The organism is Pseudomonas sp. A-R-19 (genome assembly GCF_019956575.1).
In the GTDB taxonomy this organism is placed as follows: domain Bacteria; phylum Pseudomonadota; class Gammaproteobacteria; order Pseudomonadales; family Pseudomonadaceae; genus Aquipseudomonas.
On the sequence record NZ_JAHBDR010000067.1, the window covers coordinates 12,964 to 39,893 of the forward strand.

Consider the following 26,930-nt stretch of genomic DNA (forward strand, 5'->3'; position numbering starts at 1 on the left):
TTCGCCAGCAAGCCGGCTCCTACAGGTTTCGTGTCGGTCGCAAAATCGCGACGCACCGCCTGTCTGTAGGAGCCGGCTTGCTGGCGATCCAGTCACCTCGGTCCTAGAGCGGAGCCAACTCGACTTCAGCTTCGGCCGCTTTCGCCGCCTTCAACTGGCGCATCTGCTCACAGCCCCACAACACGCGCTCCGGGGTCGCCGGTGCGTCGATTTTCGGTTGATGCTTGTAATCACCCAGGCTCGCTACGGCGTCCTTGATCGCACACCAGGAGGCGATCCCGAGCATGAACGGCGGTTCGCCCACGGCCTTGGAGTGGAACACTGTGTCTTCCGGGTTCTTGCGGTTTTCCACCAGCTTCACCCGCAGGTCCAGCGGCATGTCCGCCACGGCCGGGATCTTGTAGCTGGCCGGGCCGTTGGTCATCAGCTTGCCCTTGTTGTTCCACACCAGCTCTTCCATGGTCAGCCAACCCATGCCCTGGATGAAACCACCCTCGACCTGACCGATGTCGATGGCCGGGTTCAGCGAGGCGCCGACGTCGTGGAGGATGTCGGTGCGCAGCATCTTGTATTCGCCGGTCAGGGTGTCGACCAGCACTTCGCAGCACGCCGCGCCAAAGGCGAAGTAGTAGAACGGACGACCACGAGCCTGGCTGCGGTCGTAGTAGATTTTCGGAGTCTTGTAGAACCCGGTGCTCGACAGCGACACCTGGGCGAAGTACGCCTGCTGGATCAGCGCTTCGAAGGTCAGGATGTGATCGCGGACCCGCACGTGGCCGTTGTGGAATTCCACATCTTCTTCGCTGACTTTGTACTGGCGGGCAGCGAACTCCACCAGGCGTTGCTTGATGGTTTCGGCGGCGTTCTGCGCGGCTTTACCGTTCAGGTCGGCACCGCTGGAAGCGGCGGTCGGCGAGGTGTTCGGTACCTTGTCGGTGTTGGTCGCGGTGATCTGCACGCGGTCCATTTCCACCTGGAACACTTCAGCCACGACCTGCGCGACCTTGGTGTTCAGGCCCTGGCCCATTTCGGTGCCGCCGTGGTTCAGGTGGATGCTGCCGTCGGTGTAGATGTGCACCAGGGCACCCGCCTGGTTGAGGAAGCTGGCAGTGAAGGAAATACCGAATTTCACCGGGGTCAGCGCCAGGCCTTTTTTCAGGATCGGGCTGTTGGCGTTGTAGCGACGAATCGCTTCGCGACGCTCGGCGTACTGGCTGCTTTCTTCAAGCTCCGCGGTCATCTCTTCGAGCATGTTGTGCTCGACGGTCTGGTAGTAGTGGGTGACGTTGCGCTCGGTCTTGCCGTAGTAGTTGGCCTTGCGCACCGCCAAAGGATCCAGGGCCAGGTGGCGAGAGATGGCGTCCATCACTTCTTCGATGGCGACCATGCCCTGCGGGCCGCCGAAACCACGGTAGGCGGTGTTCGACGCGGTGTTGGTCTTGCAGCGGTGACCGTTGATGGTCGCGTCACCCAGGTAGTACGAGTTGTCCGAGTGGAACATCGCCCGGTCGACGATCGACGCCGACAGGTCAGGCGAGCAACCGCAGTTGCCGGCCAGTTCCAGGTTGATGCCGTGCAGGCGGCCGGTGCTGTCGAAGCCCACGTCGTACTCGACGTAGAATGGGTGACGCTTGCCGGTCATCAGCATGTCTTCGACGCGCGGCAGGCGCATCTTGGTCGGCTGGCCGGTGAGGTGCGCGATCACCGCGCACAGGCACGCCGGGCTGGCCGCCTGGGTTTCCTTGCCGCCGAAACCACCGCCCATGCGGCGCATGTCGACGACGATCTTGTTCATCGACACGTCCAGTACTTCGGCTACCAGCTTCTGCACTTCGGTAGGGTTCTGGGTCGAGCAGTAGACGATCATGCCGCCATCTTCGGTCGGCATCACCGAAGAGATCTGGGTTTCCAGGTAGAAGTGTTCCTGGCCGCCGATGTGCAGCGTGCCCTGTATGCGGTGCTCGGCGGTGGCCAGCGCCGAGACTGAATCGCCACGCTTATGGGTATGGCTGTCGAGTACGAAGTGGCGTTTGCGCAGCGCTTCGACCACGTCCAGCACAGGTTCCAGGTCTTCGTATTCGATGATCGCGGCCATCGCGGCCTTGCGTGCGGTTTCCAGGTCTTTCGCGGCGACGGCGACCACCGGTTGACCGACGAATTGCACAGTATCGATGGCCAGCAGCGGATCGCCGGGCATCAGTGGGCCGATGTCTTTCAGGCCCGGCACGTCTTCGTGGGTGATGGCGATGCGCACGCCTTCGAAGGCGTAGCACGGCGCGGTGTCGATGCTGATGATGCGGGCGTGGGCACGGTCCGACATGCGTGCATAGACGTGCAACTGGTTCGGAAACTCCAGGCGATCGTCGATGTACTGCGCTTCACCGGCCACATGCTTGGCGGCGCTGTCGTGCTTGACGCTGCGGCCGACACCGGTGGTCAGGTCCTTGGCGAACAGTTCAGCCAATTCGGCTTGGGTCTTCTCTACGGCATGATGATTAGACATAAGCGGTCACCCGAGTCTCGATGTGCGGTGTTTGCAGTTCGATGAAGTATTTGCGCAGCAGGTTCTGCGCGCTGAGCAGGCGATATTCCTTGCTGGCGCGGAAATCCGAGAGCGGCGTGAAGTCTTCGCCCAGGGCAGCGCAGGCGCGCTCAACGCTGGCGTTGTTGAATGGCGAGCCGAGCAGCGCGGCTTCGCAGGCAGCGGCACGTTTCGGGATGGCCGCCATGCCACCGAAGGCGACGCGGGCTTCAGCCACTACGCCGTTTTCCAGGCGAATGTTGAAGGCGGCACAGACAGCAGAGATGTCATCGTCCAGGCGCTTGGACACCTTGTAGGCGCGGAACAGTTTTTCGACGCAGGCGCGCGGCACGATGATCTTCTCGATGAACTCGCTTTCCTGGCGCGCAGTGACGCGGTAATCGATGAAGTAATCTTCCAGGGCCATGGTGCGGCGGGTTTCGCCTTTGCACAGGACGATTTGCGCGCCCAGTGCGATCAGCAGCGGCGGCGAGTCACCGATCGGCGAGGCGTTGCCGATGTTGCCGCCGAGGGTGCCCTGGTTGCGGATCTGCAAGGAGGCGAAGCGGTGCAGCAATTCACCGAAATCCGGATACTCGGCGTTCAAGGCCTCGTAGCAGTCGGAAAGGGAGGTGGCGGCGCCGATTTCCAGGCGATCGTCAAAACGGTCGATGCGTTTCATCTCGGCGACGTTGCCGACGTAGATCATCACCGGCAAGGTGCGGTGGAACTGCGTCACTTCCAACGCCAGGTCGGTACCGCCGGCCAGCAGGCGGGCCTGTGGATAAGCGTCGTAGAGGTCGGCCAGGTCGGCCACGGTCAGCGGCACCAGGCAGCGTTTGTCGCCGCTGTTGAGTTCGCCGATATCGGTCGGGGCAATGGCTTTCAGGCGCGCGATGGTCTCGGCTTCACGGGCATCGAACTGATCCGGTTGTTTGCCACAGCAGGACTGCTCGGCGGCTTCCAGGATCGGCCGGTAGCCAGTGCAGCGGCAGAGGTTGCCGGCGAGTGCTTCGTGGGCCTTGGCATGATCCGGTGCGTCGCTGTTCTTTTGCAGGGCAAACAGCGACATCACGAAACCGGGAGTGCAGAAGCCGCATTGCGAGCCGTGGCACTCGACCATGGCTTTCTGCACGCTGTGCAGTTCACCTTTGTGCTTGAGGTCTTCAACGCTGATCAATTGTTTGCCGTGCAGGGACGACACGAAGGTCAGGCACGAGTTGAGGCTGCGATAACGAATGTGTTCGCGACCGTCATCATCGGTCTGCAATTCGCCAACCACCACGGTGCAGGCGCCGCAGTCACCGCTGGCGCAGCCTTCTTTGGTGCCGGGCTTGCCCACATGGTCGCGCAGATAATTGAGCACGGTCAGGTTCGGGTCCAGGGCGTGCTCGCTACGGAGTTCCTGGTTTAGTAAAAACTGGATCACGGAAGGCCTCGCAGACTCATTATTGTTGTTAACCGATAGGACCGAATTTAGCAGGTCTGACTTTTCGGTCAATGATTTTCTGACTTAAAGGTCAGGAAAATGCATTTTGTCGATCAACTACCTGTTGGTTAATTATTGTCGCTGGTTCGTTAGCCTGCCTTTTTGCTTGAATTTGCTTGAATCGTGCCAAAAAACCTCAGGGCGGGCACTCCGCCCTGATGCGGCAATTGCGCTACACTGCGCCGCTTGTACAGATCGAAGAGTTTGAAGGACAACCATGACGTTCAAGGCGCCGGACAGCCTCGCCGAGCAAATCGCTCACCACCTCGCCGAACGCATCATTCGCGGCGAAATGAAGCCCGGGGAGCGCATCCAGGAACAGAAGGTCACGCTGGCCCTCAATGTCAGCCGTGGTTCGGTCCGCGAGGCTTTGCTGATCCTCGAGCGTCGGCACCTGATCGCGATCCTGCCGCGCCGTGGCGCTCATGTGACGGAACTCACCCCGCACAAGGTGCAGAGCCTGTGCACGCTGATGAGCGAAATGTACATCCTGCTCGCCAATGCCGTGGCCAATGGCTGGAAAGTCCAGGCCGATCTGGCGCCGTTCGTGCAGATTCAGCAGCGCCTGGCGGCCAGCTACGAGCGCCAGGACATCCATGCCTTCGTCGACGACAGTTTCAGCGTGATGCGCGCCACGTACTCGTTCGCCAACAACCCGTACTTGCAGGAAACCGTCGAGAATCTGCAGCCGGCCATGAGCCGTGCCTATTTCCTTGCCCTGGACCAGCGCAAGGCGTCGATGAGCGAGTACCTGGAGCTGTTCGAACGCCTGCTTGCCGCCGTGATCGCCCGTGACTTCGCGCAGATTCGCGTGGTGCTGACGGCTTACGCCCAGCGCAGTTGCGATCTGGTGATCTCCGCTCTGACGGACGCCTGATCTTGCGGCTCAAGTGCATCAAGCTGGCGGGGTTCAAGTCCTTCGTCGACCCGACCACGGTGAACTTCCCCAGTAACATGGCGGCGGTGGTCGGGCCCAATGGTTGCGGCAAATCGAACATCATCGACGCCGTGCGCTGGGTGATGGGCGAGAGTTCGGCGAAGAACCTGCGTGGCGAGTCGATGACCGACGTCATCTTCAACGGCTCGACCAGCCGCAAGCCAGTGAGCCAGGCGAGTATCGAGCTGGTGTTCGATAACTCCGACGGCACACTGCTTGGTGAATATGCTGCTTATGCGGAAATCTCCATTCGCCGCAAAGTGACCCGCGACAGCCAGACCACCTATTACCTCAACGGCACCAAATGCCGGCGTCGCGACATCACCGATATCTTCCTCGGCACCGGTCTCGGCCCGCGCAGCTACTCGATCATCGAACAGGGGATGATCTCCAAGCTGATCGAGTCCAAGCCCGAAGACCTGCGTAACTTCATCGAAGAAGCCGCGGGCATCTCCAAGTACAAGGAGCGCCGGCGCGAGACGGAAAACCGTATCCGCCGCACCCACGAAAACCTTGAGCGCCTGACCGACCTGCGTGAAGAGCTTGAGCGTCAGCTGGAACGCTTGCACCGCCAGGCCGAGGCCGCCAAGAAGTATCAGGAATTCAAGGGCGAGGAGCGTCAGCTCAAGGCCCAGCTGTCGGCCCTGCGCTGGCAGGCGCTGAACGATCAGGTCGGCCAGCGTGAAGCGATCATCGGCAACCAGGAGGTTTCTTTCGAAGCCCTGGTGGCTGAACAACGCAACGCCGACGCGAGCATCGAGCGCCTGCGTGACGGGCATCACGACCTGTCGGAGCGCTTCAACCTGGTGCAAGGACGCTTCTACTCGGTCGGCGGCGACATCGCCCGGGTCGAGCAGAGCATCCAGCACGGCCAGCAGCGCTTGCGCCAGTTGCAGGACGATTTGAAGGAGGCCGAGCGCGCTCGCCTGGAAACCGAATCCCACCTGGGTCACGACCGCACGCTGCTGCTGACCCTGGGCGAAGAGCTGGACATGCTCACCCCGGAGCAGGAAGTCACCAGCGCCGCCGCCGAAGAGGCCGCTGCCGCCCTGGAAGAATCCGAAACCACCATGCACGGCTGGCAGGAGCAGTGGGATACGTTCAACCTCACCGCCGCCGAGCCGCGCCGTCAGGCCGAAGTGCAGCAGTCGCGGATCCAGCAGCTGGAAACCAGCCTGGAGCGCCTGGCCGATCGCCAGAAGCGTCTTGGCGAAGAACGCGCCTTGCTCTCGGCGGACCCGGAAGACGCGGCGATCATGGAGCTCAGCGAGCAGCTCGCGGAATCCGAGGCGACCCTTGAGGACTTGCAGACCAGCGAAGAAGCCCAGGTCGAAAAGCTTGAGCAACTGCGCCAGCAACTGCAGCAAACGTTGACGGCGCAACAGCAGGCCCAGGGTGATTTACAGCGCCTCAACGGTCGCCTGGCATCGCTCGAAGCCTTGCAGCAAGCCGCGCTCGATCCGGGCACCGGCACCGCCGAATGGCTGCGTGAACAGAATCTTGCGAATCGCCCGCGCCTGGCCGAAGGCCTGAAGGTTGAGGCCGGTTGGGAGCTGGCGGTGGAAACCGTGCTCGGCGCCGACCTGCAAGCGGTGCTGGTGGACGATTTCAACGATTTCGATTTGTCCGGGTTTACCCAGGGCGACTTGCGCTTGCTCAGCCCGGCCAGCGATGGTGTGCGGATGCCGGGCAGCTTGCTGGACAAGGTCGAGGCGCAGATTGATCTGTCGCCATGGCTGGGGCAGGTCAAGCCGGTCGACAGCCTCGAACAGGCCCTGGCCTTGCGCAGTCAATTGGCTGCCGGGCAGAGCCTGATCAGCCGTGATGGTTACTGGGTCGGCCGGCACTTCTTGCGTGTGCGTCGGGCCAGCGAAGCCGAAAGCGGTGTGCTCGCCCGTGGTCAGGAAATCCAGCAACTGGGCCTTGAGCGCGAAGAGCGCGAAGCCGCTGTCGAAACCCTGGAAACCCAATTACAGAACCTGCGGGCGCAGCAGCGTCAGCAGGAAAACGGCCGTGAGCATCTGCGCCGTTTGCTGCAAGACGAAGCGCGTCAGCAGGGTGAACTGAAAGCCCAGTTGTCCGCCGGTAAAGCCAAGGCCGAGCAATTGACCCTGCGCCGCACCCGTCTCGACGAAGAGCTCACCGAGCTGGACGAACAGCGAGCCCTGGAGCACGAAAACATCGGCGAAGCGCGCCTGCAATTGCAGGAAGCCCTCGACAGCATGGCGCTGGACACCGAGCAGCGTGAGTTGCTGTTGGCCCAGCGCGACAGTTTGCGTGAACGCCTGGACCGGGTGCGTCAGGAAGCCCGGCAACACAAGGATCACGCCCACCAGTTGGCGGTGCGTCTGGGCTCGCTCAAGGCGCAGCACGATTCCACGCGCCAGGCGCTGGAGCGTCTGGAAATGCAGTCCGAACGCCTGACCGAAAAACGCGAGCAATTGAGCCTCAATCTGGAGGAGGGCGAAGCGCCACTGGAAGAGCTGCGTTTGAAACTCGAAGAGTTGCTCGACAAGCGTATGACTGTCGACGAGGAGCTCAAGACCGCGCAGATCGCCCTCGAAGATGCCGATCGCGAATTGCGCGACGCCGAGAAGCGCCGCAGCCAGGCCGAACAGCAATCGCAGTTGATTCGCGGCCAGCTCGAAACCCAGCGCATGGAATGGCAAGCCCTGACCGTGCGCCGCAAGACTTTGCAGGACCAGTTGCTGGAAGACGGCTACGATCTCCATGGCGTACTCGCGACGTTGACCGCCGAGGCCAACGAGAAGGACGCCGAGGAAGAACTCGAGCGCATCGCCGCGCGAATTCAGCGCCTGGGCGCGATCAACCTCGCAGCCATCGATGAGTACCAGCAACAATCGGAGCGTAAACGTTATCTGGATGCGCAGAACGACGACCTGGTCGAAGCGCTCGAAACCCTCGAGAACGTGATTCGCAAGATCGACAAGGAAACCCGTAACCGCTTCAAGGATACCTTTGATCAGATCAATGGCGGTTTACAGGCGCTTTTCCCAAAAGTTTTCGGTGGAGGCCGCGCGTATTTGGAACTGACGGGCGAAGATCTACTCGATACAGGGGTAACGATCATGGCGCAGCCGCCAGGAAAGAAGAACAGCACCATCCATTTGCTCTCTGGTGGCGAAAAAGCCCTGACCGCATTGGCCCTGGTTTTTGCGATCTTCAAGTTGAATCCGGCGCCGTTCTGCATGCTCGATGAAGTTGACGCGCCATTGGATGACGCTAACGTTGGACGCTACGCGCGGTTGGTAAAAGAGATGTCGCAGACAGTGCAGTTCATCTATATCACCCACAACAAGATCGCCATGGAAATGGCTGATCAACTGATGGGTGTGACGATGCACGAACCCGGTTGTTCACGTCTGGTGGCAGTGGATGTGGAGGAGGCAATGGCGATGGTGGATGCCTGAGTCGTGATCGTGGGAAGGGGTGTTTACGGGTTGTAGGACTCTTTTGCTGACTTCGACTTGCTGGCCAATCGACATATTCGCGCTAGCCAACGTGGTAGACGGTGTAAAGTTGCCTTTGGTCGTGCTAGTTTAATGTCAATTTTTCGTATACGTGGGCAAAACGCCTGTCAGAACATAGAGTTGGCGCCACGTTTTAAAGCGGTTTGCAGGTTGTAAACCCCTTATTTTTCAGCATTTTTTATAGAGGCACGGGATTACATGGAAATCGGTCTGCGCGAGTGGCTGATCGTCATCGGCATTATTGTCATTGCCGGTATTCTTTTTGATGGCTGGCGCCGGATGCGCGGCGGCAAGGGAAAACTGAAGTTCCGTCTTGACCGAAGTCTGTCCAACCTGCCGGACGAGGACAGCAGCGCCGAGCTGCTGGGCCCGCCGCGAGTGCTGGACAACCATAAAGAGCCGCAACTGGACGAGCAGGATCTGCCGTCGGTGAGCATGCCGGCCCGTGAGCCTCGCGAGTCGGGCTCCAAGCGCGGCAAGCGTGGCCACAGCGAGCCTTCCCAGGGCGACATGAATCTCAGCCTGGATCTGGATGGTGGCCCGAGCTTCAGCAGCCGCGACGACGACTTCCCGGATGACACCAAGTCCTCGCCATCGCTGGGCGACAAAGAGCAGCCGCAAGCTGAAGAAGTGCTGGTGATCAGCGTGATCTGCCGCGACGCGGCCGGCTTCAAGGGCCCGGCGCTGTTGCAGAACATTCTGGAAAGCGGCCTGCGTTTCGGCGAGATGGATATTTTCCACCGTCACGAAAGCATGGCGGGCAACGGTGAAGTGCTGTTCTCCATGGCCAACGCCGTCAAGCCCGGCGTTTTCGACCTGGACGACATCGATCACTTCAGCACCCCGGCGGTGAGCTTCTTCCTGGGTCTGCCAGGCCCTCGCCATCCGAAGCAAGCGTTCGACGTGATGGTGGCGGCAGCGCGCAAACTGTCCCAGGAGCTCAACGGCGAACTGAAGGACGACCAGCGCAGCGTACTCACCGCACAAACGATTGAGCATTACCGTCAGCGCATCGTCGAATTCGAACGCCGCGCCCTGACTCAGAAGCGTTGATTTTTGAAATGTGTGGACATGACTGCCACACACTGTAGGAGCCGGCTTGCTGGCGATGCGGACTTGAAATCGCCATCGCCGGCAAGCCGGCCTCCTACAATGAATCTGCGCCGCATCTACAAATTGAGCAGCCTAGGCTGCTCTTTTGCTTTATGAGAGAACATCCATGACCGCCGCCAAGAACCGCATTTTAGAGCTGCGCGCTGAGCTGGATCAGCACAACTATCGCTACCACGTGCTCGACGAGCCGAGCATTCCGGACGCCGAATACGACCGCTTGTTCAACGAGCTCAAGGCGCTGGAGGCGGCCAATCCCGAACTGATCACCAGCGACTCGCCGACTCAGCGAGTGGGCAGCGCGGCGCTGTCGGCGTTTACCCAGGTGCGTCACGAAGTGCCGATGCTCAGCCTCGGCAACGCCTTCGAAGAAACCGACATGCGCGAGTTCGACCGCCGGGTGACCGAAGGCCTGGATTTGCCGGCGGGCGACCTGTTCGGTGGCGGCGCGACAGTCGAGTACAGCTGTGAGCCCAAGCTCGATGGCCTGGCCGTCAGCCTGCTGTATCAGGATGGCGTGCTGGTGCGCGGCGCCACCCGTGGCGACGGTACGACTGGCGAAGACATCAGCGTCAACGTGCGCACCGTGCGCAACATCCCGCTCAAGCTGCACGGCAGCGGTTGGCCGGCGACCCTGGAAGTGCGTGGCGAAGTGTTCATGTCCAAGGCCGGTTTCGAGCGGCTCAACGCCACGCAACTGGAAGTCGGCGGCAAGACCTTCGCCAACCCGCGCAACGCCGCGGCAGGCAGTTTGCGCCAGCTGGATTCGAAGATCACCGCCAACCGTCCTCTGGAATTCTGCTGCTACGGCATCGGCCAGGTGTCGGCGGAGATTGCCGATACGCACATCGGCAACTTGCAGCAACTCAAGGCCTGGGGCATGCCGATCAGCCACGAGCTGAAACTGGCGCAGGGTATCGCCGAGTGCCTGGATTACTACCGCGACATCGGTGAGCGCCGCAACGCGCTGCCGTATGAAATCGACGGCGTGGTGTTCAAGGTCAACAGTATTGCCTCCCAGCGTGAGCTGGGCTTTCGCGCCCGCGAGCCGCGCTGGGCCATCGCCCACAAGTTTCCGGCGATGGAAGAGCTCACCGAACTGCTCGATGTGGAATTCCAGGTCGGCCGCACCGGTGCGGTGACGCCGGTGGCGCGCCTGAAGCCGGTCAAGGTCGCAGGTGTCACGGTGGCCAACGCCACGCTGCACAACATGGATGAAGTCGCGCGCCTGGGCCTGATGATCGGCGATACCGTGATCATTCGCCGTGCCGGTGACGTGATTCCGCAGGTGGTGCAGGTGGTCATGGAGCGTCGTCCGGAAAACGCCCGGCCGGTGCAGATTCCCGAGCAGTGCCCGGTGTGCGGGTCCCATGTCGAGCGCACGCAACTGATCAAGCGCAGCAAGGGCCGCGAGACGGTCAGCGAAGGCGCGGTGTACCGCTGCGTCGGCCGCCTGGCCTGTGGCGCGCAGCTCAAGCAGGCAATCATCCACTTCGTTTCCCGTCGCGCCATGGACATCGAAGGCCTGGGCGAGAAGAGCGTCGAGCAACTGGTCGACGAAGGCCTGGTGAGCTCGCCGGCCGATCTGTACGCCCTGACGTTCGAGCAGATCGTCGACCTTGAAGGCTTTGCCGAACTGTCGAGCAAGAACCTGCTCGGCGCCATTGAAGACAGCAAAAAACCGGGACTGGCGCGGTTCATCTACGCCCTCGGGATTCCCGATGTCGGCGAGGAGACGGCCAAGGTGCTGGCGCGCTCCCTGGGTTCGCTGGAGCGTGTGCAGCAGGCCTTGCCGCAGGTGCTGACGTACTTGCCGGATGTCGGGCTGGAGGTCGCGCACGAGATCCACAGCTTCTTCGAGGATGCGCATAACCAGCAGGTGATCGCTGATTTGCTCAGGCATGGTTTGCAGATTCAGGATCAGGGCGATTTGGGCGCGGAGTTTTCGGCGAGCACCACGCTGGGTGGTTTCCTCGACAAGCTGCATATCCCCTTGGTCGGCCCGGGTGGCGCGCAGAAACTGGCGGACAAGTTCGGCTCGCTGCAGGCGGTGATCGGGGCGGACTGGCTGGACATGCGTCAGGCGCTGCCGGAGAAACAGGCCAATTCCGTGCGCGAGTTCTTTGCGATCGAGGCCAATCGCCAATTGGCCGAAGCGGCCGAGAAGCAACTGGCCGATTTCGGCATGCACTGGCAGAGCGAGAAGAAGGTCGTCGAAGGCTTGCCGCTGGCCGGGCAGACCTGGGTGCTGACCGGCTCGCTGGAACTGATGAGCCGAGATGTGGCCAAGGACAAGCTCGAAAGCCTGGGTGCCAAGGTGGCGGGCTCCGTGTCGGCCAAGACCCATTGCGTAGTTGCAGGGCCGGGTGCCGGTTCGAAGTTGACCAAGGCCAATGAGCTGGGGTTGAAAGTGCTGGATGAGGAGGCGTTTGTCGAGTTCCTGCGCAAGCACGATATTTCGGTGTGAAGCCATTCGCGAGCAAGCCCGCTCCCACATTTAACCGAGTTCTTCCTGTAGGAATCCGATCGAATGTGGGAGCGGGCTTGCTCGCGAAGGCGATTTAAGCAGCACAGAAAGCGGGAACGATCAGCTCTCGGGAATGATCTAGTCTTGGCAAGCCCCAGGGAGAGATCGCCATGTACCGCTTCTTCGAACAGCTCAGCTCGCGCATCGCCGCGCCGTTCATGGATGAGAATTCGCGCAACAGCAAGGTCTGGTCCTGTCGTTGCGGGCAGTCGCTGTTCTTTCGCAACAGCCAGTGCCTGGCCTGTTCGGCGGCGTTGGGTTATCAGCCGCAGCAGAGTCGCTTGTCCTCGCTGCAACCGGGTGTGCAAACGGGCACCTGGTTGCTGGATGACGATCCCGGGGCCGGCCTGTTTCGACGCTGCGCCAACCTCGACTCCCCGGCGGCCTGCAATTGGTTACTGCCTGCCAACGACCATGACGTCTTGTGCATTGCCTGCAGCCTCAATCGCACCATTCCTGATCTGTCGATAGCCGACAACCACGAGCGCTGGCGCAAGGTGGAAACCGCCAAGCGGCGTCTGGTCGCGCAACTGGTCAGCCTGGGGTTGCAGGTGATTCCAAAAAGCGTCGATGAAGATAAGGGCCTTGCGTTTGATTTCATCGGCGTCGACCTCGAAGGCAAGCCGCCCACCACCGGCCACGCCAATGGCCTGATCACCCTCGATATCAAGGAAGCCGACGACGCCCATCGCGAACAGGTGCGGGTGCAAATGCACGAACCCTATCGCACGTTGCTCGGGCATTTTCGTCATGAGGTCGGGCATTACTACTGGGACCGATTGATCGCCAACAGCCAATGGCTGGAACCCTTTCGCCAATTGTTCGGCGATGAACGCGCCAGCTATGCCGAAGCCCTCGAGCGGCATTATCAGCAGGGCGCACCGCTCGACTGGCAGCAGCATTACGTCAGCGCCTACGCGACCATGCACCCGTGGGAAGACTGGGCGGAAACCTGGGCGCATTACCTGCACATGATGGACGCCGTGGATACCGCGCTGGGTTTTGGCATGAGTGCGCGGGAAATGGATTTCGACTATCAGCCGTTTCCGTTGGATACCCTCTACGATCCACAGCATCCCGGTGGCGCGACGTTTCTGTCGTTCGTCAATGCGTGGATCGAACTGGCCGGCATGCTCAATGAGCTGTCACGCAGCATGGGGCAGCCCGATTTCTATCCGTTCGTCCTGCCGCCAGCCGTCATTGCCAGGCTGCACTTTATTCACCTGGTGATCCAGCAAGAGGGCGGCAGGGCGGACGAGGTGCTCCAGGCGCAATAGCAAGTGCTTGAACCCCCTCATGTTTTTAATCCGAAACCAACGGTTGTAACTTCGTCTCAGATAGGTACAATGGCGCGGCTCGCCGACTGGTGAGCGTCGTTATGGTGACCCTATCGGTCCCCCCGCAACGATTACCCGTGAACCTGGTCAGAGCCGGAAGGCAGCAGCCACAGCGGGAACATTGTGTGCCGGGGTGTGGCTGGTAGGGTTACCACCTTAACGCCACGCGGGTGTTCTCTCGCGTTATCTTTCTGAAAACAGACTTTCGCTAGCTGCCAGGATTTTTTCCGGGGCGGTTTTTTGTCGTTTCCGAATTGTCGGCAGCCGCAGGTTCGCCACCGATATACAGCCGAACAATCGCATCGATCTCCCCGGACGTTTTCATCTGTGCCAGGGTGCGCAGAATGCGCTGTACCGGCACTTGCGGGTCGTTGCGCACGTAGCAGCCGACATCCTGTTCCTGAAGCACCGCCACGCTGCGCAGCTGTTGCGCCGGCAGCAGGCGTTGATTGAACCAGTCCAGGGTCCATTGATTGCTGACGGCGTAATGGTTGCGGCCGGCGAGGAGTTTTTCCAGCACCTGTTCCTGATTGCGTGCGTCGTCGCGATGCAACTGTTCGGTTTCGAACAGCGGTTGCAGGGTCGGGTAGCTATAGCCCAGCACGGTGCCGATGGACTGGTGCGACAAATCCGCCGGATTGATCGCAGCGGGGCGCGCATGCCGGCTGATCAGCAGGTCGGGCTGGGTAAAGAGCGGGATGCTCCAGAGGAAGTCGCCGGTCTGGTGGGGCAGCCACGATTGTGCGGCATAGCAGCGGACATCGACCTCGCCGTGTTCCATGGCGTTTTGCACCCGTGCGCGGGGCAGCACATGGAATTCGGCCGGAACGCCAACCTGGGTCGCAAGGCTGAGCATCACGTCATACAGGATGCCCTGGGTCGGTTTGCCCCGTTCCAGTTGCACCATGGGCATGGTCCAGCTGTCGGTTATCGCAAAGCGCAACGGCGCATCAGCGGCTACGCCATCCAGGCTGATCAACAGCAATGCCCCCAAGGCCAGCCGCATAAACACTCCGTTATTAGCCCCCGATGTGCAGCTTAGCCACAATACGCGAGCGCACCGGATGCAATTTGTGCCTTGCTCCGCTAGCATTAGCCGCTTCTGCTTCCTTCGCTGCGACGGTTTTCGATGAGTTATCAGGTTCTTGCACGTAAATGGCGTCCGCGCTCGTTCCGCGAAATGGTCGGCCAGACCCATGTGCTCAAGGCTCTGATCAATGCCTTGGACAGCCAGCGGCTGCACCACGCCTACCTGTTCACCGGTACCCGTGGGGTCGGCAAGACCACCATCGCGCGGATCATTGCCAAATGCCTGAACTGTGAAACAGGTATCACTTCGACCCCCTGTGGCGAGTGCTCGGTGTGCCGTGAAATCGACGAAGGCCGCTTTGTCGACCTGATCGAGATCGACGCCGCGAGCCGCACCAAGGTCGAAGACACTCGCGAGCTGCTCGACAACGTGCAGTACGCCCCGAGCCGCGGGCGCTTCAAGGTCTACCTGATCGACGAAGTGCACATGCTCTCCAGCCATTCCTTCAACGCGCTGCTCAAAACCCTCGAGGAGCCGCCACCCTACGTCAAGTTCATCCTGGCCACCACCGATCCGCAGAAACTTCCTGCAACGATTCTGTCGCGGTGCCTGCAGTTCTCCCTGAAGAACATGACGCCGGAGCGCGTGGTCGAGCACTTGACCCACGTGCTGGGTGTCGAGAACGTGCCGTTCGAAGACGATGCACTGTGGTTGCTGGGGCGTGCCGCCGACGGGTCGATGCGTGACGCCATGAGCCTGACCGACCAGGCGATTGCCTTCGGTGAAGGCAAGGTCATGGCCGCCGACGTGCGGGCAATGCTCGGGACCCTCGATCACGGGCAGGTCTACGACGTCCTGCATGCGCTGATCGAAGGCGATGCCAAGGCGTTGCTCGAAGCCGTCCGCCACCTGGCCGAACAAGGCCCGGACTGGAACGGCGTGCTTTCGGAAATTCTCAATGTGCTGCACCGCGTTGCCATCGCCCAGGCCTTGCCGGAAGGTGTCGACAACGGTCACGGCGACCGTGATCGCGTGCTGGCGCTGGCCCAGGCCTTGCCGGCCGAAGACGTGCAGTTCTACTACCAGATGGGCCTGATCGGCCGCCGCGACCTGCCGCTGGCGCCGGATCCCCGGGGTGGTTTTGAAATGGTCTTGCTGCGGATGCTGGCGTTCCGGCCCGCAGACACCGCGGATGCCCCGAGGCAACCGCTAAAGCCAGTGGGGATCAGCCAGGCCACAGTTGATTCCGCAAACTCAGTGGCTGCCGCGCCAGTTGTTGCGCCGGTAGTCGCAGCGGCCGTTGCACCGATAGCGGCTGCGCCAGTAGCGGCTCCAGCGCCTGCACCGGAACCGGTTGCGCCGGTCGTTGTGCCTGAACCTGCGCCAGAACCTGCGCCTGTGGTTGAAGCGGTCGTGGTCGAAGAAGTTGTCGACCTGCCGTGGAACGACCCGGTAGAGCCCGCGCCCGTTCAGCATCCGGCGGTGGAGCCGGTGCTGGAAACCGCCAGCGAACAACCCGAGTTACCGCCGATGCCGTTGCCGACGCCGGACAGCGTGGTGCCGGACGCCCCGGAATGGGCCGCCGCGCCGATCCCGGAACCTTCGGTGGCCGAGGTCGATGCCGCGACGCCGGGCATGGACCTGGATGACGAGCCGCCGCTGGACGAGGATTACATCGAGCCGGACATGGATTCGGCCTACAGTTACCTCGACGAACTGGCCAGCGAGCACGCCGCCGACCCGGCGCCCGAGCCCGAGCCGGAACCTGCGGCAATGCCGGCCACCGGCCTGGCCCTGCAATGGCTGGAGATGTTCCCGAAATTGCCGATCTCCGGCATGACCGGCAGCATCGCCGCCAACTGCACGCTGATCGCGGTGGATGGCGACAATTGGCTGATGCACCTGGACCCGGCCCACAGTGCCTTGTTCAACGCCACTCAGCAGCGGCGGCTCAACGATGCGCTGAACCAGTATCACCAGCGCACGCTGACCCTGAGCATCGAGCTGATCAAGCCCGAGCAGGAAACCCCGGCACAGGCGGCTTCACGCCGCCGCGCCAACCGTCAGCGCGAGGCGGAGGAGTCGATCCACGGCGATCCGTTCATCCAGCAAATGATGCAACAGTTCGGTGCGGTGGTCCGTAACGATACTATTGAACCTGTCGACGCCCTGGTCACTCAGGGCTAATAACTGAAGGCGTTCGGCCACATGGGCCGAGCGCTGTTTTGATCCAAGTACTTTTGAGGTGATTACCATGATGAAAGGTGGCATGGCCGGCCTGATGAAGCAGGCGCAGCAGATGCAGGAAAAAATGGCCAAGATGCAGGAAGAACTGGCCAACGCCGAAGTCACCGGTAAAGCCGGTGGCGATATGGTCACCGTGGTGATGACCGGTCGTCATGACGTCAAGAGCGTGACCATCGACCCAAGCCTGGTCGAAGGCATGAGCGAAGACGACAAGGAAATGCTCGAAGCGGTCATCGCCTCCGCCGTCAACGATGCCGTGCGCAAGATCGAAGCCAACAGCCAGGACAAGATGGGTAGCATGACCGCCGGCATGCAACTGCCGCCGGGCATGAAACTGCCATTCTGATTCGCCTTCAGGCGGCAGATGAGCTACAAAAAATGCCAGGCATAGCGCCTGGCATTTTTGTTTCTGGCAGGCAGGCATGTAGTGCCTGTGAAATAGTCTTCGCTGGCAAGCCAGCTCCTACAGAGGGTTTTCGGGCGACATAGAACCCTGTAGGAGCTGGCTTGCCAGCGATAATGTCGCCTCGGTCCAACTGAATAAACATCGAACGCCATACCACCACAAAGGTCTGCTCCCTATATCACCGAACCCCATCGATCAAAGGAGACGCTGCCATGTCCGACCCCATGACCCTCAATCAACGCATTGTCCTGGCTTCTCGCCCGGTAGGCGCGCCAACGCCGGAAAACTTCCGCATGGAGCGGGTGGCGCTGCCGGATCTGGCCGACGGCCAGGTGCTGCTCAAGACCGTTTTCCTGTCGCTGGATCCCTACATGCGCGGGCGCATGAGTGATGCGCCGTCCTACGCCGCACCGGTGGAAATCGGTGAAGTCATGACCGGGGGCGCGGTCAGCCGAGTCGAGCGGTCGCTCAATCCGAAGTTCCAGGAAGGTGATCTGGTGGTCGGCGCCACCGGTTGGCAAAGCCACAGCATCAATGACGGGCGCAGCATCATCCCGGTGCCGTCGGGATTGCCCAGTGCGTCGATGGCCCTCGGAGTCCTGGGGATGCCGGGCATGACCGCGTACATGGGCCTGATGGACATCGGCCAGCCCAAGGCCGGCGAAACCCTGGTGGTGGCGGCCGCGTCCGGCGCAGTGGGTTCGGTAGTCGGCCAGGTGGCGAAGATCAAGGGGCTGCGCGTGGTCGGCGTGGCCGGCGGCGCGGACAAATGCCGTTATGTGGTAGAGGAGCTGGGCTTCGACACCTGTATCGACCACAAGAGCGCGGATTTTGCTGACGAGCTGGCGCAGGCCTGTCCCAAGGGCATCGACATTTATTATGAAAACGTCGGCGGCAAGGTGTTCGACACCGTGGTGCCGTTGCTCAATCCGAAGGCACGGATTCCACTCTGCGGCCTGATTGCCTCCTATAACGCCCATGAAGCGCCGAGTGGACCGGATCGCCTGCCCCTGTTGCAGCGCACCCTGTTGACCAAGCGGGTGCGCATCCAGGGCTTCATCGTGTTCGATGACTATGGTGATCGCCAGCCGGAATTCCTCAGTGCCATGGCGCCCTGGGTGCGCGATGGCAAGGTGAAGTTTCGCGAAGATGTGGTCGATGGCCTGGAACAGGCGCCTGATGCGTTCATCGGCCTGCTGGAGGGGCGTAACTTCGGCAAGTTGGTGGTGCGGGTTTCCCGTGACTGAGTAATTCACGCTGCAATTTGACGCTCAACCGAGGCGCGGGTATAAACCGCGTCTCGTTGTTTTGTCGGACTTTTCCACCATGAGCTTCAGCCCTTTGATTCGCCAACTGATCGACGCCCTGCGAATTTTGCCTGGCGTGGGTCAGAAAACCGCCCAGCGCATGGCGTTGCAGTTGCTCGAGCGTGACCGCAGTGGCGGCTCGAGACTGGCGCTGGCCCTGAGCCAGGCCATGGAAGGGGTCGGTCACTGCCGTTTGTGTCGTACGCTGACGGAAGATGATCTGTGCCCGCAATGCGCCGATACCCGCCGCGACGACACCTTGCTCTGCGTGGTGGAAGGCCCGATGGACGTTTATGCGGTGGAGCAGACCGGGTTCCGCGGGCGCTATTTCGTGCTCAAGGGGCATCTGTCGCCGCTCGATGGCCTGGGGCCGGAAGCCATCGGCATCCCGCAATTGATGGCGCGGATCGAAGAGGCCGGCACCTTCGCCGAAGTCATCCTGGCCACCAACCCGACCGTGGAAGGTGAAGCCACGGCGCACTACATCGCCCAATTGCTCAGCAGTAAAGGCCTGATCGCCTCGCGCATCGCCCACGGCGTGCCGCTGGGTGGTGAGCTGGAACTGGTGGATGGCGGGACACTGGCGCATTCGTTTGCCGGGCGTAAGCCGATCACTCTGTAATTTGTGTCGTCTGGGCCGACGTCTTCGCGAGCAAGCCCGCTCCCACATTTGGAATGCAATCCCCTGTGGGAGCGGGCTTGCTCGCGAAGGGCGCGCCTCGGTTTCGCTGATTCACACAATCCTGTTGAAAACCAAGCAAGCGCTCGGTTAACTTCGCTGACCCCTTCAGTGGAGCTCGCCGATGTCTGCCTTTCAGGAATACTTCGACCCCGACCACCAATTGGTCCGCGACAGCGTCAGGCGTTTCGTCGAGCGCGAGATTCTTCCTGATATCGAGTTGTGGGAAGAAGCCGAAAGTTTTCCTCGCGAGCTCTACCTCAAGGCCGGCGCGGCGGGGATTCTCGGCATCGGTTATCCACAGGCTTACGGAGGCAGTCACGAAGGGGATCTGTTCGCCAAGGTGGCCGCCAGTGAAGAGTTGATGCGCTGCGGCTCAGGCGGGCTGGTGGCCGGCCTGGGCTCGCTGGATATCGGCTTGCCGCCCATTCTCAAGTGGGCCCGTCCCGAAGTACGGGATCGTGTGGTGCCGCAGGTGCTGTCGGGAGAGAAGATCAGCGCCCTGGCCGTCACCGAGCCCGGTGGCGGCTCCGACGTCGCCAACCTGCAAACCCGAGCTGTGCGCGACGGCGACTTTTACCGGGTCAGCGGCAGCAAGACCTTTATTACCAGCGGCGTGCGCGCGGATTTCTATACCGTCGCTGTGCGTACCGGTGAGCCGGGGTTCTCCGGCATCAGCCTGTTACTGATCGAAAAGGGCACGCCGGGTTTCACCGTAGGACGGCAACTGAAGAAAATGGGCTGGTGGGCGTCAGACACGGCCGAACTGTTCTTCGATGATTGCCGGGTGCCCGCAGGCAATCTGATCGGCGCCGAGAACATGGGTTTTGCCTGCATCATGGGCAATTTCCAGAGTGAACGCCTGGCCCTGGCGTTGATGGCCAACATGACCGCACAACTTGCGCTGGAGGAGAGCCTCAAGTGGGCGCGCCAGCGCGAAGCCTTCGGCAAACCGATCGGCAAGTTTCAGGTGATCAAGCATCGCCTCGCCGAGATGGCGACGGCGCTGGAAGTGTCCCGGGAGTTCACTTACCGCCAGGCGGCGAAAATGGCGGTGGGGCAGAGCGTGATCAAGGAGATTTCCATGGCCAAGAATTTTGCGACGGATACCGCAGACCGGATCGTCAACGATGCGGTGCAGATACTCGGCGGGCTGGGTTACATGCGTGAAAGCCTGGTGGAGCGGCTGTACCGCGACAACCGGATTCTGTCGATTGGCGGTGGGACGCGGGAAGTGATGAACGAGATCATCAGCAAGCAGATGGGGCTTTGAGTTTGGCGGTGTAGCGACCGATGCCATTCGCGAGCAAGCCCGCTCCCACAGTTGACTGCATTCTGTCAGGAAGAATGCGATTCATTGTGGGAGCGGGCTTGCTCGCGAAAGCGTCAGTACAGGCGACGCTTACTTGTCGGAAAGGGCAAACTGCGTCAGGCAAAACGTAGGAATGCCCATGTCTTCCAGGCGCTGCGAGCCGCCCAGTTCAGGCAGATCGATGATCGCCGCCGCTTCATGCACCCGGGCGCCCATGCGGCGGATCAGGTTGGCCGCTGCAATCAGGGTGCCGCCGGTCGCGATCAGGTCATCGAACATCACCACCGAATCCCCCTCGCACAGGCTGTCGGCGTGCACTTCCAGGAAGGCTTCGCCGTACTCGGTCGCATAGCCCTCGGCCAGCACGTCAGCCGGCAACTTGCCTTGCTTGCGGAACAGCACCAGCGGCTTGTTCAACTGATAGGCCAGTACCGAACCGATCAGGAAACCACGGGCGTCCATCGCGCCGATATGGGTGAAGTCAGCCTCGACGTAACGGTGGGCGAAGCTGTCCATCACCAGGCGCAGGGCTGTGGGCGACTGGAACAGCGGGGTGATGTCGCGAAAGATCACACCCGGTTTCGGGAAGTCGATGACAGGGCGGATGAGGGATTTGATGTCGAAGGAGTCGAAGACCATCGTCGTGGTGTCCTGGCAAGGCTGCAAACGACGCATTATACCGGCGGCTGAACCGTTTCGCTCAGCCGCAACGATTTGTATCAGCTTTCCAGCGAACCGCCGGCCAGGGCGCACAGCTGGATCGGGTCGATAATCCGGATTTCCTTGCCTTCCGCCGCGATCAGTTCGTTTTGCTGGAAGCGAGTGAACACGCGGGACACGGTTTCCACCGCCAGGCCCAGGTAGTTGCCGATCTCGTTGCGCGACATGCTCAGGCGGAACTGATTGGCGGAAAAACCCCGGGCGCGGAAACGTGCCGAAAGGTTGACCAGGAAGGTGGCGATGCGTTCGTCGGCGGTCTTCTTCGACAACAGCAGCATCATCTGCTGATCGTCACGGATTTCGCGGCTCATCACGCGCATCAACTGACGGCGCAACTGCGGCAGTTGCAGGGCCAGTTCGTCGAGGCGTTCAAAGGGGATTTCACACACCGAAGTGGTTTCCAGGGCTTGCGCCGACACCGGGTGCTTTTCGGTGTCCATGCCCGACAGGCCGACCAGTTCGCTCGGCAGGTGGAAACCGGTGAGCTGTTCTTCGCCGGTGTCGCTCAGGCTGAAGGTCTTGAGGGCGCCAGAACGCACTGCGTAGACAGAATCGAAGGTATCGCCCTGGCGAAACAGGAATTCGCCTTTTTTCAGCGGCCGGCCGCGCTTGACGATTTCGTCCAGCGCGTCCATGTCTTCCAGATTCAGCGAAAGTGGCAGGCAAAGAGGGGCCAGGCTGCAATCCTTGCAATGGGCTTGATTATGAGCGCGCAGTTTTACTGGCTCGGACATTTCTTCAATCCTTGTGGGAAATCACACATAAGACGTAAGGGTAACCCACCCGAGGACATTGAGGCCAGCCTGTGGCGCTTTTGTCGCAGCGCTCTAGATCACCCGTGAAAACCGTTGCCGGCTGTGTTGTTCCAGGTACGCGTCGAAGACCATGCACACCGAGCGCGCCAACAGCCGCCCGGCGGGCAGGATAGTGATCCTGTCGCGATCGAGCTTGATCAGCCCGTCTTTGGCCATGTCTTGCAGTTGCGGCCAAAGATCGCCGAAGTAGCCCTGGAAATCGATGTTGAAGGCCTGTTCGATGTCAGCGAACTCGAGGCTGAAATTGCAGATCAATTGCTGGATGACCGCGCGCCGCAGACGGTCATCGGCATTGCACAGCAGGCCGCGGCTGGTGGCCAGTTGCATGGATGCAAGGACGTTTTGATACTCGCTCAGGTCGCTACTGTTCTGGCAGTACAGGTCGCCGATCTGGCTGATCGCCGAGACGCCGAGACCGATCAGATCGCAATGACCGTGGGTGGTGTAGCCCTGGAAATTGCGTTGCAGGGTCGACTCTTCCTGGGCAATCGCCAGTTCATCGTCGGGCAGGGCGAAGTGATCCATGCCGATGTAGCGGTAGCCGGCGCTGATCAGTTGCTCGATGGTGCGCTGCAGCATTTCCAGCTTCTGCGCGGGCGTCGGCAGCTCATTGCTGTTGATGCGCCGTTGCGGCATGAAGCGTTCCGGCAGGTGGGCGTAGTTGAACACCGATAACCGGTCCGGTTGCAGGCGGATGACTTCATCGACCGTGTGGGCGAAGTTCTCCGGCGTCTGTCTCGGCAGGCCGTAGATCAGGTCGATATTGATCGAGCGAAACTGCAAGGTGCGGGCGGCGTCGATCACCGCGCGGGTTTCTTCCAGGCTTTGCAGGCGATTGACCGCGCGTTGCACCGCCGGGTCGAGGTCTTGCAGACCGATGCTGACCCGATTGAAACCCAATTCGCGCAGCAGGCCCATGGTCGACCAGTCGGCCTCACGGGGGTCGATCTCGATGCCGTAGTCGCCGGAGTCGTCGTCCAGCAAATTGAAGTGTTTGCGCAAATGCGCCATCAACTGGCGCAGTTCGTCGTGGCTGAGAAAGGTCGGCGTGCCACCACCGAAGTGCAATTGCTCGACTTTCTGCGCGGGGTCGAGGTGACAGGCGATCAACTGGATTTCCTGTTCCAGGCGCTGCAAGTACGGCTGTGCGCGGCCGCGATCCTTGGTGATGACCTTGTTGCAGGCGCAGTAATAGCAAATGTTCGCGCAGAACGGCACGTGCACATACAGCGACAACGGGCGTTGGGCCTTGCGGCTGTCGCGCAGGGCATGAAACAGGTCGAAAGTGCCGACCTGGCTGTTGAATTGCACGGCGGTCGGGTACGAGGTGTAGCGCGGTCCCGCCAGGTCATAACGGCGGATCAGATCGGTGTCCCAACGAATGGCGTCGAGCATCATGCGGGCATTCCCCCGGATTGGCTGGCAGTGTCAGCCACTTTATGCGAGGGCGGGGCGGGGCATCTTGATTTGCATCAACTGGGAGTTTGAAGCTTTTTTGTGGCGAGGGGGCTTGCCCCCGTCGGGCTGCGAAGCGGCCCCAAAATCAGAGAATGCGGTGAGTCAGTGTGAAAGGATTGGCCGGTTTGCGACGGCTTCGCCGCCGAACGGGAGCAAGCCCCCTTGCCGCAGGATCTAGTGCCCCATCAACCAATGCTGATGCGGCCCCGGCAGGGTCCAGATGCCGAACAGCATCACCAGCAATCCGCCCGCCATCCGCACGCTGCGTTTGCGCAACAGTGCGGTGATGCGCTCGGCGGCAAGGCCAGTCGCGAGCAGCACCGGCCAGGTGCCGAGCCCGAACGCGAGCATCAACAATGCGCTGTCCAGCGCATTGCCCTGACTGGCCGACCATAACAAGGTGCTGTAGACCAGGCCGCACGGCAGCCAGCCCCAAAGCGCGCCCAGCAGCAGCGCACGCGGAACGCTCGACACCGGCAGCAAGCGGTTGGCGACTGGCTGGATATGCCGCCACAGGCCTCGGCCGAGGCTTTCGATACGGGTCAGGCCGCTCCACCAGCCGGCCAGGTACAGGCCCATGGCAATCAGCAGCAATCCGGCGAGAATGCGCAGGAACATCGCTGCCGGGCTGCTGGCCACGGCCCAGCCGGCCAGGCCGATCAGCAGTCCGGCGCAGGCATAGCTCAGAATCCGGCCCAGGTTGTAAGCCAGCAGCAGGCGAAAGCGGCGGCTGCGTTGTTCCTTGGGAATCGCCAGGGTCAGCGCGCCCATCAAGCCGCCGCACATGCCCAGGCAATGGCCGCCGCCAAGCAAGCCGAGGATGACTGCCGACACCAGCAGTGGCGCCAGCTCAAACATGGGGCGGAGCCTTGTCTTGCGGTTTGGCCGGTTGGCCGCTGGCTTCATCGACGGCAGCGGTGTGGTTCGGGTCCTGGTCGTCGAACAGGATGCTGTGGGCCGGGCCATCGAGGTCGTCGTACTGCCCGCTGTCGACCGCCCAGAAAAAGATATAGACGGCGATGGCCACGATCAGCAGCGCAGCGGGAATCATCACGTAAAGAGCTGGCATCTGGACTCCATGCCCGCGCGGCTCAGGCCGGCAGCGGGCGGGTTTCTGGCGTGGTGCTGGCGGCGGGCGCGCTCGGCATGCGAGTCAGGCGCAGCGCGTTCAACACCACGGTCAACGAACTGATCGACATGCCCACCGCCGCCCAGACCGGAGTGATCCAGCCGAGGGCGGCGAAGGGCAACATGAGGCCATTGTACAACCCGGCCCACAGCAGGTTCTCGATAATCACCCGACGGGTGCGCCGCGCCAGGCTGAAGGCTTGCACCAGCGCGTCGAGGCGGTTGGACAGTAACACGGCATCGGCACTGGTCTTCGCCAGGTCGGTGGCCGAACCCATGGCGACGCTGATATCGGCAGCCGCCAGCACCGGCACGTCATTGACCCCGTCACCCAGCATCAACACCTTGCGGCCTTCTTTATGCAACTGTTGCAGGACCTGCAGTTTATCGTCCGGACGCAAGCCGCCACGGGCTTCATCGATGCCCAGTTCCGCCGCCACGCTGGCGACCATCGGCGAGCTGTCGCCGGACAACAACAGCGTGCGCCAGCCACGTGCCTTGCACGCGTCCAGCAGCGCGGGCGCGTCGGCACGCAGACGATCATCGAGGACGAACCAGGCCAAGGGTCCCTGGCTGTCACCCAGCAGTAGCCATTGGCCGGCTTCTTCGGGCATCGACGGCACCACGGCGCCGCTGAGCTCGCAAACGAATCCTGGCTGGCCGATGCGCAGGCGACGCCCTTCGACCAGCCCCTCCAGGCCAAGGCCCGGGGTGCTGTGGACTTCTTCGGCAGCCATCGGCGCGCGTCCGAAAGCACGGGCGATCGGGTGTTCGGAGCGGTTTTCCAGGGCGGCGGCGAGGCTCAGGCATTGATCACTGTCGAGGGCGCCGAGAGGGCGGATCGAGCGCAGCGCCAGGCGTCCTTCGGTGAGGGTGCCGGTCTTGTCGAAAATCACCGTGTCGATCTGGTTGAGGCCTTCGAGCACATGGCCGCGAGTCAACAGCAGGCCAAGTTTGTGCAGCGTACCGGTGGCGGCGGTGAGGGCAGTCGGTGTGGCCAGTGACAACGCGCACGGGCAGGTCGCCACGAGCATCGCCAGCACAATCCAGAAGGCCCGCGATGAGTCCAGCTCCCACCACAGCAGGCCAATGGCGGCGGCAGCGATCAGCGACAACAGCAGGAACCATTGCGCGGCGCGGTCGGCGATTTCCGCCAGTCGCGGCTTTTCGGCCTGGGCACGATCGAGCAGGCGAACGATGGCCGAGAGGCGAGTGTTCTGGCCCAGGGCCTGAACCTCGACGGTCAGCGCGCCTTCGACGTTCAGGGTGCCGGCGGTGACTGCGTCGCCGAGGGAGCGGGGTTGCGGCAAGTATTCGCCGGTCAGCAGTGACTCGTCGACACTCGACTGACCGTCGAGAATTTTTCCGTCAGCCGGAAGAATGGCGCCGGGATGAACCAGCACCTGATCGCCGACACGCAGTTCGCTGAGCAAAATGCGTTCACTCTGGCCGTCAGGCATCAATCGCAGGCACGAGGCGGGCAACAGGTTTACCAGCTGCGCGGTGGCGGCAGCCGTGCGCTCGCGGGCGCGCCGTTCCAGATAACGCCCGGCGAGCAGAAACAGGGCAAACATGCCGACGGCATCGAAATACAGTTCGCCGACCCCGGTGATCGACGTCCAGATCCCGGCGATGTAGGCGCTGCCAATGGCCAGCGATACCGAAACGTCCATGGTCAGGTGGCGGGTGCGCAGATCGCGCATGGCACCTTTGAAAAACGGCGCGCAGCTGTAGAACACGATCGGGGTGGTGAGGAACAGCGCGACCCAGCGCAGGATGGTGTGCATTTCGGGGCTAAGGTCGATGTTGAATTCAGGCCAGGTGGCCATGGTTGCCATCATCGCCTGGAACCAGAGCAGCCCGGCCACGCCGAGCTGGCGCAGGGCCAGGCGGTTTTCGCTGGCCAGTTGTTCGCTGGCGCGGTCGGCCTGATAGGGGTGTGCGGCATAACCGATCTGGCGCAGTTCGCTGAGGACCTGACTCAGGGGGAGTTGCGCGTCGCTCCAGCGCACGTGCAGGCGATGGTTGGACAGGTTCAGGCGAGCTTCGGCTACCGCCGGCAAGGTGCGCAGGTGTTTTTCGATCAACCAGCCGCAAGCCGCGCAGCTGATGCCTTCCATCAAAAGGGTGGTTTCGGCGAGTTCGCCTTCATGGCGAACGAAGGATTGCTGCACATCGGCACGGTCGTACAGCGCCAGTTCGTCCACCAGTTGCACCGGTAGCGCTTCGGGGTTGGCCGAGGCTTCGCTGCGGTGCTGGTAATAGCTTTCCAGGCCGCCGGCGACGATGGCCTCGGCCACGGCCTGGCAACCCGGGCAGCAGAACTCGCGGGACTCCCCGAGCACGGCGGCGGTGAAGCGGCTGCCGGCCGGGACGGGCAGGGCGCAGTGGTAGCAGGGGAGTGGGGTGGTCATTT

The 26,930-nt window shown here is 61.8% G+C and carries 19 protein-coding genes and 1 other RNA gene; 11 read left to right on the top strand and 9 right to left on the bottom strand.

The genetic code is table 11. The features are described from left to right. Positions 1-103: 103 nt before the first annotated feature. Both xdhB and xdhA read right to left on the bottom strand, forming a co-directional pair. Complete coding sequence (gene xdhB / locus KGA88_RS19145; RefSeq protein WP_223593533.1) at positions 104-2,503, bottom strand: xanthine dehydrogenase molybdopterin binding subunit; 2,400 nt, start codon at positions 2,501-2,503, stop codon at positions 104-106. Then, complete coding sequence (gene xdhA, locus KGA88_RS19150) at positions 2,496-3,950, bottom strand: xanthine dehydrogenase small subunit (protein ID WP_223593534.1); 1,455 nt, start codon at positions 3,948-3,950, stop codon at positions 2,496-2,498. The genes xdhB and xdhA overlap by 8 nt, the downstream gene beginning before the upstream one ends. 277 nt (positions 3,951-4,227) lie before the next feature. Between xdhA and KGA88_RS19155 the strand changes: the two genes are divergently transcribed. The 6 genes from KGA88_RS19155 to ffs all read left to right on the top strand — a co-directional run bounded on the left by KGA88_RS19155 (position 4,228) and on the right by ffs (position 13,560). Next, complete coding sequence (locus KGA88_RS19155; protein WP_110660871.1) at positions 4,228-4,887, top strand: GntR family transcriptional regulator; 660 nt, start codon at positions 4,228-4,230, stop codon at positions 4,885-4,887. A 2-nt stretch (positions 4,888-4,889) separates the two neighbouring features. Then, on the top strand, positions 4,890-8,378 hold the full coding sequence (smc, locus tag KGA88_RS19160) for a chromosome segregation protein SMC (RefSeq protein ID WP_223593536.1): 3,489 nt from the start codon (positions 4,890-4,892) through the stop codon (positions 8,376-8,378). Between the two features lie 258 nt (positions 8,379-8,636). After that, positions 8,637-9,491, top strand: a complete 855-nt coding sequence (gene zipA / locus KGA88_RS19165; protein WP_223593538.1) for a cell division protein ZipA — start codon at positions 8,637-8,639, stop codon at positions 9,489-9,491. 166 nt (positions 9,492-9,657) lie between these two features. Next, on the top strand, positions 9,658-12,015 hold the full coding sequence (gene ligA, locus KGA88_RS19170) for an NAD-dependent DNA ligase LigA (RefSeq protein WP_110659890.1): 2,358 nt from the start codon (positions 9,658-9,660) through the stop codon (positions 12,013-12,015). Between the two features lie 170 nt (positions 12,016-12,185). Further along, positions 12,186-13,352, top strand: coding sequence for a putative zinc-binding metallopeptidase (locus KGA88_RS19175; RefSeq protein WP_223593540.1), 1,167 nt, complete (start codon positions 12,186-12,188; stop codon positions 13,350-13,352). A 111-nt stretch (positions 13,353-13,463) separates the two neighbouring features. Beyond that, positions 13,464-13,560, top strand: an RNA gene (ffs, locus tag KGA88_RS19180) — signal recognition particle sRNA small type. Positions 13,561-13,620: 60 nt separating this feature from the next. Here ffs and KGA88_RS19185 read toward each other — a convergent pair. After that, positions 13,621-14,418: a substrate-binding periplasmic protein gene (locus tag KGA88_RS19185; protein WP_223593542.1), complete on the bottom strand. Its 798-nt coding sequence runs from the start codon at positions 14,416-14,418 to the stop codon at positions 13,621-13,623. A 123-nt stretch (positions 14,419-14,541) separates the two neighbouring features. Between KGA88_RS19185 and dnaX the strand changes: the two genes are divergently transcribed. The 5 genes from dnaX (at position 14,542) to KGA88_RS19210 (ending at position 20,354) form a co-directional block, all read left to right on the top strand. Then, on the top strand, positions 14,542-16,629 hold the full coding sequence (dnaX, locus tag KGA88_RS19190) for a DNA polymerase III subunit gamma/tau (protein ID WP_223593544.1): 2,088 nt from the start codon (positions 14,542-14,544) through the stop codon (positions 16,627-16,629). A gap of 67 nt (positions 16,630-16,696) precedes the next feature. Next, positions 16,697-17,035 carry a YbaB/EbfC family nucleoid-associated protein gene (locus KGA88_RS19195; protein ID WP_007971455.1) on the top strand — a complete coding sequence of 113 codons (339 nt, stop codon included), beginning with the start codon at positions 16,697-16,699 and terminating at the stop codon, positions 17,033-17,035. Between the two features lie 272 nt (positions 17,036-17,307). Continuing rightward, complete coding sequence (locus tag KGA88_RS19200) at positions 17,308-18,342, top strand: NADP-dependent oxidoreductase (RefSeq protein WP_110659233.1); 1,035 nt, start codon at positions 17,308-17,310, stop codon at positions 18,340-18,342. 79 nt (positions 18,343-18,421) lie between these two features. Then, positions 18,422-19,024, top strand: coding sequence for a recombination mediator RecR (gene recR / locus KGA88_RS19205; RefSeq protein ID WP_046041325.1), 603 nt, complete (start codon positions 18,422-18,424; stop codon positions 19,022-19,024). A gap of 181 nt (positions 19,025-19,205) precedes the next feature. Next, entirely contained in the window at positions 19,206-20,354 is a 1,149-nt protein-coding gene (locus KGA88_RS19210; protein WP_223593547.1) for an acyl-CoA dehydrogenase family protein, read from the top strand. A gap of 129 nt (positions 20,355-20,483) precedes the next feature. Here KGA88_RS19210 and KGA88_RS19215 read toward each other — a convergent pair whose 3' ends face one another. The 6 genes from KGA88_RS19215 to KGA88_RS19240 form a co-directional block, all read right to left on the bottom strand. Next, positions 20,484-21,032, bottom strand: coding sequence for an adenine phosphoribosyltransferase (locus KGA88_RS19215; RefSeq protein ID WP_008057870.1), 549 nt, complete (start codon positions 21,030-21,032; stop codon positions 20,484-20,486). A gap of 80 nt (positions 21,033-21,112) precedes the next feature. Beyond that, positions 21,113-21,847: a fumarate/nitrate reduction transcriptional regulator Fnr gene (gene fnr / locus KGA88_RS19220; RefSeq protein WP_007995802.1), complete on the bottom strand. Its 735-nt coding sequence runs from the start codon at positions 21,845-21,847 to the stop codon at positions 21,113-21,115. Positions 21,848-21,940: 93 nt separating this feature from the next. Then, the gene (gene hemN, locus KGA88_RS19225; RefSeq protein ID WP_223593561.1) at positions 21,941-23,323 is read right to left on the bottom strand and encodes an oxygen-independent coproporphyrinogen III oxidase; all 1,383 of its coding nucleotides are present in this window, start codon (positions 23,321-23,323) and stop codon (positions 21,941-21,943) included. Positions 23,324-23,560: 237 nt separating this feature from the next. Next, on the bottom strand, positions 23,561-24,244 hold the full coding sequence (locus KGA88_RS19230; RefSeq protein ID WP_110662430.1) for a sulfite exporter TauE/SafE family protein: 684 nt from the start codon (positions 24,242-24,244) through the stop codon (positions 23,561-23,563). Further along, on the bottom strand, positions 24,237-24,455 hold the full coding sequence (gene ccoS / locus KGA88_RS19235) for a cbb3-type cytochrome oxidase assembly protein CcoS (protein ID WP_110662431.1): 219 nt from the start codon (positions 24,453-24,455) through the stop codon (positions 24,237-24,239). The genes KGA88_RS19230 and ccoS overlap by 8 nt, the downstream gene beginning before the upstream one ends. Positions 24,456-24,477: 22 nt before the next feature. Further along, a complete protein-coding gene (locus tag KGA88_RS19240; protein WP_223593550.1) occupies positions 24,478-26,928 on the bottom strand; it encodes a heavy metal translocating P-type ATPase in 2,451 nt (816 codons plus the stop codon). Positions 26,929-26,930: the final 2 nt, after the last annotated feature.